Source organism: Actinokineospora globicatena (assembly GCF_024171945.1).
GTDB classification, from domain to species: Bacteria; Actinomycetota; Actinomycetes; order Mycobacteriales; family Pseudonocardiaceae; genus Actinokineospora; species Actinokineospora globicatena.
In genome coordinates this window covers 494,299-511,461 of the sequence record NZ_JAMTCR010000006.1, presented here as the reverse complement: position 1 = coordinate 511,461, position 17,163 = coordinate 494,299, and the positions used below count along the sequence as shown (strand labels likewise).

Below are 17,163 nucleotides of genomic sequence, written 5' to 3'. Positions count from 1 at the left end.
GCGTCGGGTGTGCTCGCACTGCCCGGCGACGGCGGCGGATCCCCGCCGGGTGCCCTTGCCGCACGAGGAGGTCGCGCGTGAAAGCGGTTCGCCTGTGGATCGGCCTGGTGTTGCTGGTGGTCGGCGTGCTGGGGCTGGCCGACGCGTTCGCCTGGTTCGACGCGGGGGGCGTTGTCGACCACTGGTGGCCGGTGGCGGTCATCGGCTTGGGCGGCGTGGTCGTGCTCGTGCAGCGGCGGGTGTCGGTCGGCCCGGTCGTGGTCGTGGTCCTCGGGTTCGTGCTGCTGGCCGACCAGGCGGGCTGGGCGCACGGTGGTGTGCTGTGGCCCGCGGTGTTCGTGGTCCTGGGCGCCTCGGTGCTGGCCCGGTTGAGCACGCACCGAGTCGCCACGCACGACCGGTTCGCCACGCCGGTCGCGGTCTTCGGCGGCAGCAGGGCCGTCGACCGCTCCGCGCACCTGACCCACGCCGAGGTCTCCGCCGTGTTCGGTGGCGCCACCCTGGACCTGCGCGGGGCGCACGTGGACCGCGAGGCGACCGTGGACGCCCTGGCGCTGTTCGGCGGGGTGGACATCCTGGTGCCGCACGGGTGGCGCGTGCGCATCACCGGAATCCCGGTGATGGGCGGCTGCGAGGACAAGACCACCGACTCGGCGCTGCCGCCGGACGCGCCCGTGCTCGTCGTGCGCGCCACCGCGGCCTTCGGCGGGATCCGGGTGGGCAACGAACCCGGCTGAGCGGGGAACCAGATCGGACGAGGGGAGGCGCCGGATGAGGGTGCTGGTCGGGTACGCGACCGCCGCCGGGTCGACCGGGGGTGTGGCCCGCCGGATCGCGGAGACCTTGCGGGAGCAGGGGTACGACGTGGCGGTGTCGGACATCGCCGAGGCGCCGGACGCCCGCGGCTTCGACGCGGTCGTCCTCGGCAGCGCGGTGCACGGCGGCGCGTGGTTGCCCCGTGCGACCGCCTTCCTGTCGCGGGAGAGCCAGGTCCTGTCCAGCAGACCGGTGTGGTTGTTCAGCGTCGGCCTGCCGGGTGCGTTCCGCGGTCCGATGCGGCGGTGGGCGCACCGGGAGGAAGCGGGTGTCCTCGCACGCCTGCCCGACGCCGCGCGCGCCAGGGGGCACAGGTTGTTCACCGGCGTGGTCACCGCCGAGGGGCTCGGCAAGCTGGGTGCGCGGCTGTTCCGGGCGATGGGCGGCCGTTTCGGCGATCACCGGGACTGGCGGGCGATCGACGCCTGGGCGAGGCGGATCGGGGCCGACATGCGGCGCGGTGGAGCGCCCGGCTGATCTCACCGCGCGGGGCGGAGTCGGCGCGGGTGCCGCTCGTCCGGCGGTCAGCGCGGGCGGACGGGGTGCGGGTCCCGGTCGCCGGGACCGGGCGCGCCGCTTGCCCGTGGCCGGTCCCGGCGGCGGGCCCAACCCACCTCGAGACCGCGGTGCCGCGCCCGCTCGACGATCAGCCGAGCGGGACCACCCAGCGCACCACGGTTCCGCCGCCTTCGGCCGGGTCCATCTCGCACCGGCCGCGGCACTGGGCGGCCCGGCGGACCATGTTGTCCAGGCCGCTGCGTCGGCCCGGTTCACCGAGGCCGACGCCGTCGTCGTGCACCTCGACGAGCAGCTCGTCACCCGCCGTCACCGCCACCGCGATCTCCGTGGCACCCGCGTGGCGGACGGCGTTGCTCAGCGCCTCGCGCAGCACCGCGACGGCGTGCTCGCCGACCTCGGCGGGAACCACGGTGTCGATCGCGCCGGACATCGCGACCGCGGGGGACACCGGGGCGCCCGCACCGATCTCGGCGACCACGTCGAGCAGGCGGCGGCGCAGGCTGCTCGACTCGTCGGCGGCCTGCAGGTCGAAGATCGAGGTGCGGATCTCGCGCACGGTCTGGTCGAGCTGCGCCACGGCGAGCTGGACCCGATCGCGGATGTCGCCGCTCTCGATGCGGCGCGAGGTGCCCTGCAGGCTCATCCCGGTGGCGTAGAGGCGTTGGATCACGTGGTCGTGCAGGTCCTGGGCGATCCGGTCGCGGTCGGCGAGCACGTCGAGCCGCCGCTGCGAGCGCTGCTTCTCCGCCAGTTCCAGCGCCACGGCGGCCTGGCTCGCGAAGGAGGCGAGCATGGGGGCCTTGTCCGGGCCGAAGGACCGCCCGGCGGTCTCCCGAGCGGCCAGCAGCACACCGCCCGCGGTGCGCAGCGGAACCACGACGGCGGGCCCGAGCGAGCCGCAGCCCAGCTCGACGGCCAGGTCGGCGACCTCCCTGGCCTCCCCGGTCGCCAGGACTTCCTCGATCAGCGGCGCGAACGCGGCGACCTCGGCGTCGGAGAGCAGCTCGCCGACCGTCCCAGTGGCGGCGCCGACCCGCAGCAGGTCCCGGGTCGTCTTGTCGACCAGCAGGATCAGCGCGCAGTCCGCCCTGGTCAGCTCCAGCACCCGGCGGGAGATCAGGTCGAGCGTCTCGCCCTGGGACGCGCCAGCGAGCAACTGGGTGTTCACCTCGGCGGCCGCCGTCAACCACCGCTCGCGATCGCGCGAGCGCTCGAACAGCCGCGCGTTCTCGATCGCCACACCGGCGGCGGCGGCCAACGCCTGGACCACCGCCTCGTCCTCGGCGGTGAACGGCCCACCCCGCTTCTCGGTGAGGTACAGGTTGCCGAACACCTCACCCCGGATGCGCACCGGGACGCCGAGGAAACTCCCCATCGGCGGGTGGTTCGGCGGGAACCCCACCGACGCGGGGTGCTTGGCCAGGTCGAGCAGCCGGATCGGCTCCGGGTGCTCGATCAGCAGACCCAGCAGACCGCGCCCCTCGGGCAGGTGCCCCATCCCGGAGCGGGTCTCGGCATCAATGCCCTCGTAGAGGAAGCGGGACAACCCGCGGTGGCCCAGCACGCCCAACGCACCGTAGCGGGCGTCGACCAGGTCGACCGCCGCCTGCACGATCCGCTGCAGCGTCGAGTCCAACTCCAGCCCGGCGGCGACCGCCATCACCGCGTCGAGCAGGCCCTGCAGGCTGTCGCGCGTGCGCATCAGGTCGCCGATGCGCTCGTGGAGCTCGCGCAACAGCTCGTCCAACCGCAGACCGGAGATCAACCCGGTCGCCCTGCCCATCTGCTCCACCTTGGTCTCCGCTCTCGCCCGACAACAGGACAATGGCACGGCGTCAACCGCCGGGTGGTCCGCACCACCCGGATGAGGTGCCGCGGTGGTCACCCTGTTCGGTCGGCTGAGCGCGGCACCAGGGCCGATTGCCCCGGTGAGGGCGGACATGTCGACCTCCACCGCCCCTCGAGCAGCCGCGCGTCCGCGGGGACCCGGTTGCCCTCGGCCACGATCACCACGTCCCCCGGGACCACCTCGGTCACCGCCACCCGGGTGCGCCGCCCGTCGCGCACGACGGTCGCCCGCATCGGCAGGTAGGCGGTGAGCGCGGCGACCGCGCGCCGCGGCGAGCCAGAGCAGCGACGCGAGCGGGGTGGGTGAACTGGCCGACCAGGCCGCACCCCCCCGGGCCAGCCACCACGGCCAACGGCCCGGCGCCCGCGCCGGGCGTGCGGGCACGCGCCGGTGCCTCCCGGCCGCCACCGGGAGGCACCGGACGTGCTCACCGAACCGAGGCCAGCAGCAGCCTCCGCTCGGCGGACCCGATGGCGGCGCGGACCGCGGTGACCGAGCCGGGGTCGACCGACACCGAGGTGATGCCCAGGCGCACCAGGTGCTCGGCGTACTCCGGTCGTCCGGTGGGTGCCTGGCCGCACAGCGAGGAGGTGATCCCCGCGGCCCGGCAGGCGCCGACGATGCGGCCGATCACGTCCAGCACCGCGGGGTCGGCCTCGTCGAAGACCTCCGCGCACAGCGCCGAGTCGCGGTCGACGCCGAGCACGAGCTGGGTGAGGTCGTTGCTGCCGATGGACACGCCGTCGACGCCGAGTCCCGCGTACTCGCCGATCCAGTACGCCGAGGAGGGCACCTCGGCCATCACCCAGCGCAGCAGCCCGCGCTGTCGGCCGAGCGGGCTCGCGTCGACCAGGTGCAGGCAGGCCTCCAGCTCCCACTTGGTGCGGACGAAGGGCAGCATCAGGTGCAGGTTCGGGCTCCGCTCGCGCACCCGCGCCACCGCGCGCAGCTCGAGGGCGAACAGCTCGGGGTCGCGCACGTACCGGTGGCAGCTGCGGAAGCCGATCATCGGGTTGCGCTCCACCGGCTCGAACTCCGCACCGCCGGTGAGGCCGCGGAACTCGTTGGTGCGCAGGTCCGTCGCGCGGTAGACGACCGGTCGGGTGCCGAACGCCGAGGCGATCGCGGTGAGCGGCTCGACCATCGCGGTGACGAACTCCTCGGGCCCGTGCTCGGCGAGGAACCGGCGTGGGTGCGTGGCCCGCAGCGCGTCGGTGAGCATCAGCTCGGCGCGCAGCAGACCGACCCCGTCCACCGGCAGCGCCGCGGCGTGCGCGGCGTGCTCCGGGACCGCCAGGTTCACGTACACCCGGGTTCCCAGGGATTCGGCCGCCCCGACCACCGGCACCGGCTCGCGCACCCGCGCCGGTGTGGTCGACCGCGTGCGCCGGGACCCGCCGAGGACCACCAGACCCGCCGTGCCGTCCACGGTCACCCGCTCGCCGTCGCGCAGCCGCGCGGTCGCCTCCCGGGTGCCCACCACGCACGGCACCCCGAGTTCGCGGGCGACGATGGCGGCGTGGCAGGTCAAGCCGCCCTCGTCGGTGACCACGGCCGCGGCCCGGCGCAGCAGCGGCATCCAGTCGGGGTCGGTCATCGGGGCCACCAGCACGTCACCGTCGGCGAACCCGGCGGGATCGGTGGCGTCGAGCAGGACCCGCACGGTCCCGGTCGCCTCCCCGGGGGACGCGGCCAGCCCGCTGAGCTCCCCATCCGCGCCGCGGTCGGTGGTGAGCGTCGTGATCGGGCGGGATTGCACCAGCCACGTCCTCTCACCCGAGATCGCCCACTCGATGTCCTGCTCGGCGCCGTAGTGCTCGCGCACCCGGGTGCCCATCCTGGCCAGGGCGATCGCCTCGACGTCGGTGAGCACCCGGCGGCCTCCCTCGGCCGGGGTGAGCGCCACCCGCGCGTCCCCACCTGCCGGGCCGCGCACCACCATCTCGCGCTGGTGCCCGACCCGACTGCTCAGCACCCGCAGGTCCCGCTTGGCCAGCACGTAGGTGTCGGGTTCCACCACCCCGCCGACGACGACCTCGCCGAGACCGAAGGCCGCCTCGACCACGATCCGGTCGGTGTCCCCGGTGACCGGGTCGGCGGTGAACATCACCCCCGAGCGCTGGGCGGGGACCATCCGCTGCACGACCACCGCGATCGCCGGTTCGCCGGGGACGGCCCGCTCCCGGCGGTAGGCCAGCGACCGCTCGCCGAACAGCGACGCCCAGCACGCGGTCACCGCCGCCAGCAGGTCCTCCTCCCCCTCGACGTTGGTGAAGGTGTCGTTCATCCCGGCGAACGAGAGGTCGGCCGAGTCCTCCGCGGTGGCCGACGAGCGCACCGCCACCACCGCGCCCGGACCGAGCGCGCGGTAGGCGGCCCGCACCGCCACGGCGACCTCGGCGGCGATCCCGGCCTCACGCACCCGCTCCTGCGACTGGCGGGCGTCCTGCGGCCCGGCAGCGAGCAGAGCGGCGCGCACACCGGCGAGGCCCATCGAGTGCAGGTAGGCGTGCGCGGTGACGACGAAACCCTCCGGCACCGGGAACCCAGCGGCGATGAGCTCGCCGAGGTTGGCGCCCTTGCCCCCGACCAGTGCCGCGTCGGGGGCGCGCACCTGGGCGAGGTCGACCACGAACTCCCCGGTCGCCGCACCCGCCCCGGCGGGCACACCGCGGGTGTCGGTGGTGGTCAGCGCAGCCACGGGTTGCTCCGCACGAAGCTCATGGCCGACCAACGGCGACCCAGGCCCCACACGTCGCCCGCGGCGAGGGCGGCGAGCAGCACGAGCACCACCGCGTAGACGACGTGGTAGTCCAGCAGCGGGTTGGTGGACCGGGTCAGCCCACCGTGGTCGGTGTGCCGCGCGAGCGGCCACTCCGCGACCCACATGAGACCCATCATCACCACCCCGCTCACCGCGGCGACCCGCAGCCCGATCCCCAGCAGCAGGGCGAGACCGACTCCGAGCAACCCGAGCATGAACAGCCAGTCGGCGACCGGGTTGCCCGCCCACGAGCGCAACGCGCCCGCGAAGGGGCCGTGGTCGAGTCCACTGAGGAACCCCCGGGTCGGTGACCCGCCGTCGAACCACCCCTTGCCCGCGGGGGTCGCGTAGCCCCAGCCGAACGCCTTGTCCAGGAACGCCCAGAGGAAGATCCCGGCCATGACCAGGCGCGTCACCGCCAACGCCGGATGGGCGGCCGCGGTGCCCCGCGGGCGGGTGTGCCCCACCTCTGCCGTGGTGGGGCTGGTCCGGGTCGGGGAACCGGTGTGTGAAGTGGTGCTCATCGTGACTCCTTCTGGCGGGCCCGGCTCCGTGGCCGGGGCAACTTGTGATCCGGATCCGCGCAGGTGCTCGGCGTTCACCGCGAGAGCACCACCTTCAGCGCCCCGGTGTCGGCGGCGTCGGCGAAGGTCTGGTACGCCCGCGCCATCTCCCCCAGCTCGAACCGGTGTGTGATCAACTGCTCGACGTCCAGGCGGCCCGCGGCGACCATGCGCAGCAACTCGGGGGTGGTGATCGTGTCGACCAGCCCGGTCGTGATGGTCACGTCCTTGATCCACAGCTGTTCCAGGTGCAGCGCGGCGGGCCGACCGTGCACCCCGACGTTGGCCACCCGGCCACCGGGGCGGACCAGGGACGCGCACAGCTCGAAGGTCTCCGGCACGCCGACGGCCTCGATGGTGACGTCGGCGCCGAGCCCCCCGGTCACCTCGGCCACGACCGCCGCGGCCTGCTCCGCGGTGGCCACCGCGGCGTCAGCGCCGAGGCGCTGCGCGGCGGCGCGGCGGGCGGGCACCGGGTCGACGACCAGGACGTGCCCGGGGCTGTAGAGGTTCGCGGTGCGCACCGCGGCCAACCCGATCGGTCCCGCACCGACGACCACCACGCTGTCGCCGGGCCGCACCCGGCCGTTGCGCACCCCGACCTCGTACGCGGTCGGGAAGACGTCGGCGAGCATGACGGCCGCGGCGTCGGTCACCGCGTCCGGCAGGACGTGGGTCGAGGTGTCGGCGAAGGGCACCCGCACGTACTCGGCCTGGGTGCCGTCCTCGGTGTGGCCGAGGACCCAGCCACCGCCGCCCCGGCACTGGCCGAACACCCCGGCCCGGCAGAACCGGCAGCGACCGCACGCGCTGATGCAGGAGACCAGGACCCGGTCGCCCTCGCGCAGCGCCACCACACCGGGACCGACCCGCTCGACCACCCCCACGGCCTCGTGGCCCAGCACCCGGCCCACCTCGACCTCCGGCACGTCACCGCCGAGGATGTGCAGGTCGGTGCCGCAGATGGTCACGGCCGTGACCCGCACGACCGCGTCGCCGGGGTCGCGGACCCCCGGCGCGGGCACCTCGGTCCACTCAGGATTCTTCAGTCCGCTGTAGACCATCGCCTTCATGTTCCCTCCCGATGGGGTTCTCGTTGTCCGGTACGGGTGCCGCGCGCACCACCGCGAGCGGCCCGGGGCTCACGTGCGTCAAGGAGGCGCTGGTCGACCCGAGGCCGACACCGGGGTGTGCGTGCCGCCCCCGGCCGCCGACCACCAGCAACCGGGCACCGGCCGCGCGGTCGAGCAGCGCGCGCACCGGGCGGTCCCGGACGACGACGGTGCGCACGGTCAGCCCGGGGTGCGCTGCCCGGTGCGGTTCGACCAACCGCCGCAGGAGGCCTTCCTCCCGCGCGGCGAGCGCCGCGAGGTCGGCGTCCAGCGGCTGGACCGCCCACATGTCCGGGAACGCGACCGGGCTCCAGGTGTGCACCACCTCCAGGTCCACCCCGTGCAGCACCGCCTCTCCCACGGCGAAGGCGAGCGCGGCGGCACCCGCCGCGGAGCCGTCGACCCCGACGACGACCGGTTCGTCGGCGACGGGGAAGCGGTCGTCGCGCACGATGACGACCGGGCACGGGGCGTGGTGCGCCAGTCCGGACGCCACCGACCCCACGGCGAGGCCGTCGAACCCGCCGAGACCGCGCGCACCGGTGACCACCAGGACCGCCCGCCGCGCCGCGGCGAGCACGACCGCCACCGCCTGCCCGACGCGCAGGTCCTGCCGCACGTCGAGCCCGGGGCAGGTCCGCTCGACCAGTCCCTGCGCCTCGCGCAACCAGGTCCGGCCGTGGTCGGACAGGGCGTGGAAGACAGCGACCTGCTCGTCGCGCGTGCGCGGGTAGGGCGTCGGCGCCCGCACGCACGCGTGCACCAGCCGCAGCGGCAGGCCCCGCTGGCCCGCTTCGACCGCGGCCCACCGCGCGGCTGCCAGCGACGGGATCGACCCGTCGACGGCGACCACGATCTCGTCGTCTCCCACCCGCTACCTCCCACCGGTTTACCTCGCCACCACGGGCACGCCACCCACGCTGCTCCGGCCGTCGACCGCGCGACACCGCCCGGGGACCCGGGCGAGGTGGGACTTTGTCCCCGCCGCACCCACCCCATCCGGTGTGGACGGTGCGGACTGCCCGGTCGGACCGGGACTTCCGTCGCTGTCCCCACCGGTGGCCTGCCCAGGAGGCTGGGGACAACCGGACACGGGGGTGGGAGGCCATGGACGAACGGGTGGGCGCGGTCAGGGTGACCGGCGAGTTGGGTGCGCCGTCGCGGTGGTTGTGGTTGGTCAAGTGGGTGCTGCTGCTGCCGCACCTGCTGGTGCTGAGCGCGTTGTGGCTCGCGTTCGCCGTCGTCGGCGTGCTGGCCTTCTTCGCGATCCTGGCCACCGGCCGCTACCCGCGCCCGCTGTTCGACTTCAGCGTCGGCGTCCTGCGCTGGAGCTGGCGGGTGCACTACTACGGCTACGCGGCGCTGGGCACCGACCGGTACCCGCCGTTCACCCTCGCCGACGTCCCCGACTACCCGGCGCGGTTGGCGGTCGACTACCCGCCGAGGCTCTCCCGCGGGCTCGTCCTGGTGAAGTGGTGGCTGTTGGCGCTGCCGCACTACGTCGTCGTGGGCCTGCTCGCCGGTGGTGGTCTCTGGGTGGCGGGCACCAGCGGCGACGGGTTCCACTGGGGCGCGGGCGGGCTGATCGGCGTGCTCACCCTGGTGGCGGGGGTCGTGCTGCTGGTCAGGGGGACCTACCCGCGGCCCCTGCACGACCTGCTCGTCGGCCTCGACCGGTGGGTGTTGCGGGTGGCGGCGTACGCCGCGCTGCTCACCGACGAGTACCCGCCGTTCCGGCTCGACACCGGGCCGACCGAGCCCGACGGCGGCGCGCCCGGCCCGTCGACCGCCACCCCGGCCCCTCCCGCCGCTGCCGAGTCCACTTCGGACCTCCCGGCGATCGGCGGGCCCGCGCCGCACCGCGAAGGGTGGACGGTGGGCCGGGTGCTCGCGCTGATCACCGGTTCGGTGGTGGCGATGGCCGCGGTCGGCGTGCTCACCGGCGGCATCGCCGTGCTGGTGGCCGACCGGACCCAGCGCGACGCAGACGGCTACCTCAGCACACCGCAGCGGGTACTGGCCAGCGGCGGCCACGCCGTGACGGCGCCCCGGGTGGACCTGGACGCGGACCCGGGGTGGTCCTGGGCCGCCGCCGCAGTGGGCGAGGTCTCGGTGCGCGTGCGGGCCGGTGACCGCGCGGTGTTCGTCGGTGTCGCCCCGGCCGACGACGTCGACCGGTACCTGGGCGGTGTCGCGCACGCGGTCCTGCGGGCGGACGGGGAGAACGGCCCGACGACCGAGGAGGTCGCCGGGTGGCAGTCCCCCGCCCGGCCTGCCGCGGCGGGGTTCTGGACCGCCTCGGCCACCGGGACCGGAACGGTCGCGCTCGACTGGGCGCCCGCCCCCGGCGAGTGGACCGTGGTGGTGATGAACGCCGACGCCTCGGCCGGGGTCCGGGTGCGCGCCTCGGTCGGCGCCACCGCCCCCGCCCTGCCCTGGATCGCGGTCGCCCTGTTCGCCACCGGAGCGGCCGCCCTCGCCTGCGGTGCGGCGCTGGTCGTCGGTGCCGCGCGGCGCGCGGGCGCCGCCGGGCCCCCTTCGTGAACCGCGGGCGACGGCAGGCACCTGGGCACCGGTCGCGGTGGTGAGGCTGCCGATCACCACCGCGCACCGCCGGGTGGCGGGCAACCCCCCCGCTCGCACTGGAGAGGTCCGCGGCGGCGACCTACAGTGGGTCGCGGACGGCGGTGGACGAACGGGGGGGCGATGGGCCTGCGGGTGTTCTTGGTCGACGACCACGAGATCGTGCGGCGCGGGGTGGCTGACCTGCTCGACGAGCCGGACATCGAGATCGTGGGCGAGGCCGCCTCGGTCGCCGAGGCGCTGGTGCGGGTCCCCGCCGCGGGGCCGGACGTGGCGGTGCTCGACATCCGGCTGCCCGACGGCAGCGGGGTCGAACTCTGCCGGGACCTGCGCTCCGCGGTACCCGGACTGCACTGCCTGATGCTGACCTCGTTCCCCGACGACGAGGCGCTGCTCGACGCCATCCTGGCGGGGGCGTCGGGCTTCGTGCTCAAGCAGGTCCTGGGCACCGACCTCGTCGCCGCCGTGCGCACCGTGGGCGCGGGCGGGTCGTTGCTGGACCCGAGGACCACCTCGGCCCTGCTGGAGCGCATCCGGCGGGAGCGCACGCGCAGCGACCCGCTCGCGGACCTGACCGAGCAGGAGCGCACCGTCTTCGACCTCATCGGCGCGGGGTTGACCAACCGGGAGATCGGCGAGCGGATGTTCCTGGCCGAGAAGACCGTGAAGAACTACGTCTCGCACCTGCTGGCCAAGCTGAACATGCAACGCCGCACCCAGGCCGCGGTGCTGGCCGCCGATCTGCGCCACGAGCGGCGCTGATCCACCGGGTGCCGACGCGCGCCCCGGTGACGTCCGGGTCGGTGGTCAGCACCACGCGGTCCCGGTCGAACCACACCTCGACGCGGCCTCGGCCGGGTGACGGCGAAGCGCCAGGGCTGGGTGCCGGGTCCTTGGTCCCCGGCACCCGGGCACCGCACCACGGGTCCTAGGGACGTGCCGGACCGGGCGTTGCGGCTCTGGCAGGCACGGCGGTCGCGCGCGAAGTCTGTTCGCATGCAACGAGCACTGGTGCTGTACGCGAGCAAGATGGGGTCGACGAAGGAGATCGCCGAAGCGGTGGGCGCGGAGCTGGCGGCGCACGGCCTGCGGGTGAAGGTCCACGACGTGCTGGAGGTCCGCGCACTGGACGGCTACGACACGGTCGTCCTCGGCAGCGCTGTCTACGTCGCGCGGTGGCGCCGCGGTGCCGCCCGCTTCTTCCGCCGCCACCGCGAGGAACTGGCCAGGCGCCGGGTCTGGCTCTTCGAGAGCGGTTGGGTGGGCACCCGTCCGGGCACCCCCGTCGCCACCCGGGGCGGCCGCCGCCGAGCCGCCCGCGTGGGCGCCTCGGCTCCGACCGTGTTCGGCGGCAGGCTCGACCCGGCGCTCGCCCGCGGCGCCGTCGACCGCGCCATCGCCCGGAAGTCCACAGGCGACTACCGCGACTGGGACGAGATCCGCGCCTGGGCGGCTGGCATCGCCCGCGCGGTGGCGACCGCGCCCGCCACCGAGCAGCCCCCAGCGGGACCTCCAGGTCTGTCCACACAGGTCCAGCCGCGCACGGGGTGAGCGCCTTCGGTCTCTGCCGGAACGGCCCGTTGGTCCCTGGCCGGGACCCGGCGCGCCCGCGACCGTTGGGGAAGGCCCACTGGCGAGAGGACGATCGGACATGACGCGAACCCGACCCGACCACGAGACGGTGCTCGACGCGCTCGCGTTGGCGTGCCGGGCGCCGTCGGTGCACAACACCCAGCCGTGGCGCTGGCTGGTGGGGGATCGATCGGTGCACCTGATGGCGGACCCGCAACGCCGGGTGCCCGCCACCGACCCGGACGGCCGCGACCTGCTGATCAGCTGCGGCGGCGCGCTGCACCACCTGGAGGTAGCCCTGGCCGCCTTCGGTTGGCGCGCGGTGACCCACCTGCTGCCCAACCCCGCCGAGCCCGAGCACCTGGCCGCGGTGCAGGCGTACCCGCACCACACCGACGCCGAGGACATCGCGCTGGTCACGGCGCTGGACGACCGGCGCACGGACCGGCGGGCGTACTCCTCGTGGGCCGTGCCCACCGGGCACCTGGACCTGATGGCGCGCCGCGCCGCGGACTTCGGCGTCGTCGCGGTACCGGTCACCGACCCCGTCGAGCGGCACCAGTTCGCCCGCGCCGCCGCGTCGGCCGCGCGCGAGCAGGAGGCGGACCCCGCCTACACCTCCGAGCTGGCCTTCTGGGCCGGTCGCGGCCGCAGCACCGAGGAGGGCGTGCCCGCGGGGGCGATCCCGGCGCGCACCGTCGACGTCGAGGGCGTGCCGATGCGGGCGTTCCCCGCGGGCTCCCTGGCGCCATCGCCCACCGGCGAGCACGAGCAGGACGCGTCGGTCCTGCTCGTGCTCGGCACCACCGATGACGACGAGACCGCGCGGCTGCGCGCCGGGCAGGCCGCGAGCGCGGTCCTGCTGACGGCCACCGAACTCGGCCTGGCCACCTGCCCGATGTCGCAGCCGCTGGAGGTGCCCCGGCACCGCGAGCGGATCCGGGACCGCTTCCTCGACGGTGTGGGCCACGCCCAACTGGTGGTCCGGGTGGGCTACGCGCCGACCTCGGCGCCAGCGGTGCCGCAGAGCCCGCGCAGGCCGTTGGCCGACGTGTTCGCCTACCTGCCCGGCATGGCCCCGGCCCGGCCCCGCGCCGCCGGGCACCGGCCCGGGTAGTCACCGGCCGGGACGCGGGTGGCGGCTGGACCGCGCGGACCGGGCCCAAAGCCCGGCGACGCGGGACCTTGGTCGCTCACCCCGGTGGCGGTGCGGGCAGCAGAGTGGTCGACGAGCCGATCCGAAATGGAGCCACCATGGCGATCACCGCATCCGGGCTGTGCAAGGCGTTCGGCCGCACGCGCGCCCTCGACGGCCTGGACCTGTCCGTGCGCACCGGTGAGGTGCACGGGTTGCTCGGGCCCAACGGCGCGGGCAAGTCGACCGCGCTGCGGGTGTTGCTGGGACTCGTCCGGGCGGACTCGGGTGCCGTGGACGTCCTGGGCGCCGACCCCTGGCGCGACGCCACCGCTCTGCACCGGAGGCTGGCCTACGTGCCGGGCGAGGTCACCCTGTGGCCGTCGTTGACCGGGGGCGAGGTGATCGACCTGTTGGGCGGGCTCCGCGGCGGGGTCGCCCACGACCGGGTGGCCGCGATGGTGGAGCGCTTCGAGCTGGACCCGACCAAGCGGTGCCGCGCCTACTCCTCCGGCAACAGGCGCAAGGTCGCGCTGGTCGCCGCGCTGGCGTCCGACGCCGAGCTGCTGGTGCTCGACGAGCCGACGGCGGGGCTCGACCCGTTGATGCAGGCGGTGTTCGAGCAGTGCGTGCGCGAGGCGCGGGCGGCGGGCCGGACGGTGCTGCTGGCCAGCCACGTGCTGGCCGAGGTGGAGAGGCTGTGCGACCGGGTGAGCATCGTGCGCTCGGGTCGGGTGGTCGACAGCGGTTCGCTCACCGAGCTGCGCCACCTCACGACGACCTCGGTGCGGGCGAGGCTGGCCGCACCCGCCGACGGGCTCGCCGCGCTGCCTGGCGTGCACGACCTGAGCACCGACGGCGACCAGGTGCGGTTCCGGGTCGACGCCGACGCCCTCGGTCGGGTGCTGCCCGCGTTGGGCGAACGCGGCGTCCGCGACCTGGTCTGCCAACCCCCGACTCTGGAGGAGCTGTTCCTGAGCCACTACGGGAGCCGGTCGTGACGGGTCTGGCAGGCGTCGGGGCGCTGGTCCGGTTGGCGCTGCGCCGCGACCGCGTGCTGCTGCCCACCTGGATCGCGGTGCTCGCCCTGGTGGCGATCAGCTCCGCCGCCGCCACCGGTGACCTCTACCCCACCGCCGCGTCGGTCGTGCGAGCGGTCGGTGCCGTCAACGACACCCCGGCGATGGTCGCCCTCTACGGCCGCGTCCCCGACGTGGGCTCGCTGGGCGCGCTGGCGATGCTCAAGCCGCTCGCCACTGGGGCGCTGGCGGTCGCGGTGCTGGCGATCGTGCTGGTGGTGCGGCACACGCGGGCGGAGGAGGAAGCGGGCAGGCTCGAACTCGTCCAGGCGGGTGCGGTGGGCCGGTTCGCGCCGCTGACCGCCGCCCTCGTCGTGGTCGTCGGGGCGAACGCGGTGCTCGGCGCGGTGACGGCTGTCGGGCTCGGCGCGGTCGGGCTGCCGGTGGCGGGCTCGGTCGCGGTGGCACTGGCCTGGTTCGCGGTGGCACTGGTGTTCGCGGCCGTCGCCGGGGTGACCGCCCAACTGGTCACCGGGGCGCGGGCGGCCACCGGCCTCGCCGTCGCGCTGCTCGGCGCGGCGTTCGGGGTGCGCGCGGTGGGTGACACCGCCGCGCCGTGGCTCTCGTGGGCCTCACCGCTGGCGTGGGCCCAGCAGGTCCGGCCCTACGCGGGTGACCGGTGGTGGGTCGGGGGGCTCGCGGTGCTCACCGCGGCCGTGGTGAGCACCGCCGCGTACGCGCTGGTGGCCCACCGCGACCTCGGCGGGGGTCTGCTCCCGGATCGAGCAGGTCCTGCCCGCGCCGGGCGCGACCTGCGGTCCACCACCGGGCTGGCCTGGCGGCTGCACCGCGGCCCGCTGCTGGCCTGGGCAGCCGGGTTCGCCGCGTACGGGCTGGTGGTGGGCGGCGTCGCGGCCGATGTCGGCGGGATGCTCACCAGCGACCAGGCGCGGCAGCTGTTCGCCGAGCTGGGCGGTCAGGGGGAGCTGACCGACACCGTGCTGGCGGCCATGCTGGGCATCCTCGGCGTGGTGGCGTCGGTCTACGGGGTGCAAGCGACCCTGCGCGCGTCGGCGGAGGAGAACACGGGCCGGGCGGCGTTGCTGCTGTCGGCTCCGGTGGGCCGGGTGCGGTGGGCCGCCGGTCACCTCGCGGCCGCGTGCGCGGGTGTGGTGGTCGTCCTGGTGTCGGCGGGCCTGGCGGCGGGCGCGGTGCACGCGGTGCGCACCGGCGACGCGGGCCAAGTGGGCCGGGTGGTGCTCGGCGCGGTCGTCCAGGCACCGGCGGGGTGGGTGCTTGCCGGGATCGTCCTGGCGGTCTACGGCGCGGCGCCGCGCCTGGCCGCGGCGGGGTGGGGCGCGGTGGTGGTCTTCGTGCTGCTCGGCGAGCTCGGACCGCTGCTGGGGCTCCCGGGGTGGTTGAGCGACCTGTCGCCGTACGCGCACGTGCCGCGCCTACCCGGCGGCGAGTTCAGCGCCTGGCCGGTCGCCGCCCTGGCCGCGGTGGCCGCGGTCGCGGCGTTCGGCGGCCTGCTGGCGCTGCGCGGGCGGGACCTGGGGTGAGTCGCCGAGCCCCGGTGCCGCTCGCCTGGGTGCGGGAGTACCGCCGGTCCTGGTTGCGCGGGGACGCGGTCGCGGGTGTGACGGTCGCCGCCTACCTGGTCCCCCAGGTGATGGCCTACGCCGCGATCGCGGGTGTCGCGCCGGTCGCCGGTCTGTGGGCGGCGGTGGGCGCGCTGGCCGTGTACGCGGTCCTCGGCACCTCGCGGCAGCTCTCGGTGGGTCCGGAATCCTCGACGGCGTTGATGACCGCGGTCGCGGTGGCCCCGCTCGCCGGGGGTGACCCGCTGCGCTGCGGAGCGCTCGCCTCGGCACTCGCGCTGCTGGTCGCGGGTCTGTGCCTGGCGGGCCGGGTTGCCGGGCTCGGCTTCCTCGCGGACCTGCTGTCGCGGCCGGTGCTGGTCGGGTACATGGCCGGGATCGCGGCGCTGATGGTGCTCGGGCAGCTGGGGAAGGTCATCGGTGCCGACCTCGACAACACCTCCGCACTGACCCAGCTGGTCTCCTTCGCGCGGGCGCTGCCGCACGCCCACCCGCCGACGGTGGTGCTCTCCGCCGCGGTCTTGGCCGTCCTGGTGCTGGCGGGGCGGCGGTGGCCGCGGCTGCCCGTGCCGCTCGTGGGTGTCCTGCTGGCCACCGCGGCGACCGCCCTGTTCTCCCTGTCGGACACCGGGGTCCGCGTCGTCGGCTCGCTCCCGGCGGGTGTCGTGCTGCCCGGTGTGCCCGCGGTGTCGGCGACCGACCTCGGCGCGTTGCTGCTGCCCGCGGTCGGTGTGGCCGTGGTCGGGTACGCCGACAACGTCCTGACCGCGCGGTCGTTCGCCTCCCGGGCGGGGCACCGCGTCGACGCCAACGCCGAACTGCTGGCGCTGGGCGCCGCCAACGCCGCGGCGGGCCTGCTGCACGGTTTCCCGGTCAGCAGCAGCGCGAGCCGGACCGCGCTCGGTGCCGCCGTGGGCAGCCGCACCCAGGCGCACTCGCTGGTCGCCGTGGCGGCGGTGGTGGCGATCCTGCTGGTCGGTCGTCCCCTGCTCGCGTCGTTCCCGGTGGCGGCACTGGGCGCACTCGTCATCTACGCCGCCGCCAGGTTGGTGGACGTGCCCGGGTTCGCCAGGCTGGCCCGGTTCCGGCGCAGCGAGGCGCTCATCGCGGCGACGACCGTGGTCGCCGTCCTCGTCCTCGGCGTGCTCGACGGGGTGTTGGCGGCCGTGGCGATGTCCCTGGTGGAGTTGCTGCGCCGAGTCGCCCGCCCGCACGACGGCGTGCTGGGCTACGTCGACGGCGTCGCGGGCATGCACGACGTCGACGACTACCCCGGCGCCGCGCAGGTGCCCGGCCTGGTCGTCTACCGGTACGACGCGCCGCTGTTCTTCGCCAACGCCGAGGACTTCCGCCACCGCGCGCTGGCCGCCGTGGCGACCGCGCCGACCCGTGCCCGCTGGCTGCTGCTCAACGCCGAGGCCATCGTCGACGTCGACCTGACGGCGGTGGACGCGCTGGAGGACCTGCGCGCCGAACTGGCCGACCGCGGCGTGGTCCTGGCGCTCGCGCGGGTGAAGCAGGAGCTGCGCGCGGACCTCACCCGGGCCGGGTTCCTCGAGCGGATCGGCGAGGACCACGTGTTCACCACCCTGCCCACCGCCGTCCGCGCCTTCACGAGATCCCGGTGACA

15 protein-coding genes are annotated in these 17,163 nt (G+C 75.4%); 9 read left to right on the top strand and 6 right to left on the bottom strand.

What is annotated here, in order from left to right:
* The first annotated feature begins 77 nt into the window (after positions 1 to 77).
* Together LV79_RS29825 and LV79_RS29820 are read left to right on the top strand one after the other, a co-directional pair.
* Positions 78 to 737: a LiaF transmembrane domain-containing protein gene (locus tag LV79_RS29825; RefSeq protein ID WP_253841618.1), complete on the top strand. Its 660-nt coding sequence runs from the start codon at positions 78 to 80 to the stop codon at positions 735 to 737.
* A 34-nt stretch (positions 738 to 771) separates the two neighbouring features.
* Positions 772 to 1,293 (top strand): flavodoxin domain-containing protein, encoded by a 522-nt coding sequence (locus LV79_RS29820; protein ID WP_253841617.1) that lies wholly within the window; start codon positions 772 to 774, stop codon positions 1,291 to 1,293.
* 169 nt (positions 1,294 to 1,462) lie between these two features.
* Here LV79_RS29820 and LV79_RS29815 read toward each other — a convergent pair whose 3' ends face one another.
* The 6 genes from LV79_RS29815 to LV79_RS34700 all read right to left on the bottom strand — a co-directional run bounded on the left by LV79_RS29815 (position 1,463) and on the right by LV79_RS34700 (position 8,494).
* A complete protein-coding gene (locus tag LV79_RS29815; RefSeq protein WP_253841882.1) occupies positions 1,463 to 3,118 on the bottom strand; it encodes a sensor histidine kinase in 1,656 nt (551 codons plus the stop codon).
* Between the two features lie 98 nt (positions 3,119 to 3,216).
* The gene (locus LV79_RS29810; RefSeq protein WP_372495500.1) at positions 3,217 to 3,417 is read right to left on the bottom strand and encodes a P-type ATPase actuator domain-containing protein; all 201 of its coding nucleotides are present in this window, start codon (positions 3,415 to 3,417) and stop codon (positions 3,217 to 3,219) included.
* A 194-nt stretch (positions 3,418 to 3,611) separates the two neighbouring features.
* A complete protein-coding gene (gene ppsA, locus LV79_RS29805; protein WP_253841881.1) occupies positions 3,612 to 5,876 on the bottom strand; it encodes a phosphoenolpyruvate synthase in 2,265 nt (754 codons plus the stop codon).
* Positions 5,873 to 6,472 carry a hypothetical protein gene (locus LV79_RS29800; RefSeq protein WP_253841616.1) on the bottom strand — a complete coding sequence of 200 codons (600 nt, stop codon included), beginning with the start codon at positions 6,470 to 6,472 and terminating at the stop codon, positions 5,873 to 5,875. Before LV79_RS29800 ends, ppsA begins: the two co-directional genes overlap by 4 nt.
* A gap of 74 nt (positions 6,473 to 6,546) precedes the next feature.
* On the bottom strand, positions 6,547 to 7,584 hold the full coding sequence (locus tag LV79_RS29795; protein ID WP_253841615.1) for an alcohol dehydrogenase catalytic domain-containing protein: 1,038 nt from the start codon (positions 7,582 to 7,584) through the stop codon (positions 6,547 to 6,549).
* On the bottom strand, positions 7,547 to 8,494 hold the full coding sequence (locus LV79_RS34700; protein WP_253841614.1) for a universal stress protein: 948 nt from the start codon (positions 8,492 to 8,494) through the stop codon (positions 7,547 to 7,549). The genes LV79_RS29795 and LV79_RS34700 overlap by 38 nt, the downstream gene beginning before the upstream one ends.
* A 236-nt stretch (positions 8,495 to 8,730) precedes the next feature.
* On the opposite strand from LV79_RS34700, the gene LV79_RS29785 reads away from it, so the two are divergent.
* From LV79_RS29785 to sulP, 7 genes are all read left to right on the top strand, one after another.
* Positions 8,731 to 10,167: a DUF4389 domain-containing protein gene (locus tag LV79_RS29785; RefSeq protein WP_253841613.1), complete on the top strand. Its 1,437-nt coding sequence runs from the start codon at positions 8,731 to 8,733 to the stop codon at positions 10,165 to 10,167.
* 162 nt (positions 10,168 to 10,329) lie between these two features.
* A complete protein-coding gene (locus LV79_RS29780; RefSeq protein ID WP_253841612.1) occupies positions 10,330 to 10,968 on the top strand; it encodes a response regulator in 639 nt (212 codons plus the stop codon).
* A 234-nt stretch (positions 10,969 to 11,202) separates the two neighbouring features.
* Positions 11,203 to 11,757: a flavodoxin domain-containing protein gene (locus LV79_RS29775; RefSeq protein WP_253841611.1), complete on the top strand. Its 555-nt coding sequence runs from the start codon at positions 11,203 to 11,205 to the stop codon at positions 11,755 to 11,757.
* Positions 11,758 to 11,857: 100 nt separating this feature from the next.
* A complete protein-coding gene (locus tag LV79_RS29770; RefSeq protein WP_253841610.1) occupies positions 11,858 to 12,895 on the top strand; it encodes an Acg family FMN-binding oxidoreductase in 1,038 nt (345 codons plus the stop codon).
* A 137-nt stretch (positions 12,896 to 13,032) separates the two neighbouring features.
* The gene (locus LV79_RS29765; RefSeq protein ID WP_253841609.1) at positions 13,033 to 13,914 is read left to right on the top strand and encodes an ABC transporter ATP-binding protein; all 882 of its coding nucleotides are present in this window, start codon (positions 13,033 to 13,035) and stop codon (positions 13,912 to 13,914) included.
* Positions 13,911 to 15,494, top strand: coding sequence for an ABC transporter permease (locus LV79_RS29760; RefSeq protein ID WP_253841608.1), 1,584 nt, complete (start codon positions 13,911 to 13,913; stop codon positions 15,492 to 15,494). The genes LV79_RS29765 and LV79_RS29760 overlap by 4 nt, the downstream gene beginning before the upstream one ends.
* Positions 15,491 to 17,161, top strand: a complete 1,671-nt coding sequence (gene sulP, locus LV79_RS29755) for a sulfate permease (protein WP_253841607.1) — start codon at positions 15,491 to 15,493, stop codon at positions 17,159 to 17,161. The genes LV79_RS29760 and sulP overlap by 4 nt, the downstream gene beginning before the upstream one ends.
* The last annotated feature ends 2 nt before the right edge of the window (positions 17,162 to 17,163 follow it).

What these genes read in the sequence shown, in the direction of transcription:
- LV79_RS29775 (WP_253841611.1), top strand. Translation starts at nt 11,203, where the DNA reads ATGCAACGAGCACTGGTGCTGTACGCGAGCAAGATGGGGTCGACGAAG.
- LV79_RS29815 (WP_253841882.1), bottom strand. Translation starts at nt 3,118, where the DNA reads ATGGGCAGGGCGACCGGGTTGATCTCCGGTCTGCGGTTGGACGAGCTG.
- LV79_RS29820 (WP_253841617.1), top strand. Translation starts at nt 772, where the DNA reads ATGAGGGTGCTGGTCGGGTACGCGACCGCCGCCGGGTCGACCGGGGGT.
- LV79_RS29780 (WP_253841612.1), top strand. Translation starts at nt 10,330, where the DNA reads ATGGGCCTGCGGGTGTTCTTGGTCGACGACCACGAGATCGTGCGGCGC.
- LV79_RS29800 (WP_253841616.1), bottom strand. Translation starts at nt 6,472, where the DNA reads ATGAGCACCACTTCACACACCGGTTCCCCGACCCGGACCAGCCCCACC.
- LV79_RS29810 (WP_372495500.1), bottom strand. Translation starts at nt 3,417, where the DNA reads ATGCGGGCGACCGTCGTGCGCGACGGGCGGCGCACCCGGGTGGCGGTG.
- LV79_RS29770 (WP_253841610.1), top strand. Translation starts at nt 11,858, where the DNA reads ATGACGCGAACCCGACCCGACCACGAGACGGTGCTCGACGCGCTCGCG.
- LV79_RS29785 (WP_253841613.1), top strand. Translation starts at nt 8,731, where the DNA reads ATGGACGAACGGGTGGGCGCGGTCAGGGTGACCGGCGAGTTGGGTGCG.
- LV79_RS29795 (WP_253841615.1), bottom strand. Translation starts at nt 7,584, where the DNA reads ATGAAGGCGATGGTCTACAGCGGACTGAAGAATCCTGAGTGGACCGAG.
- LV79_RS29765 (WP_253841609.1), top strand. Translation starts at nt 13,033, where the DNA reads ATGGCGATCACCGCATCCGGGCTGTGCAAGGCGTTCGGCCGCACGCGC.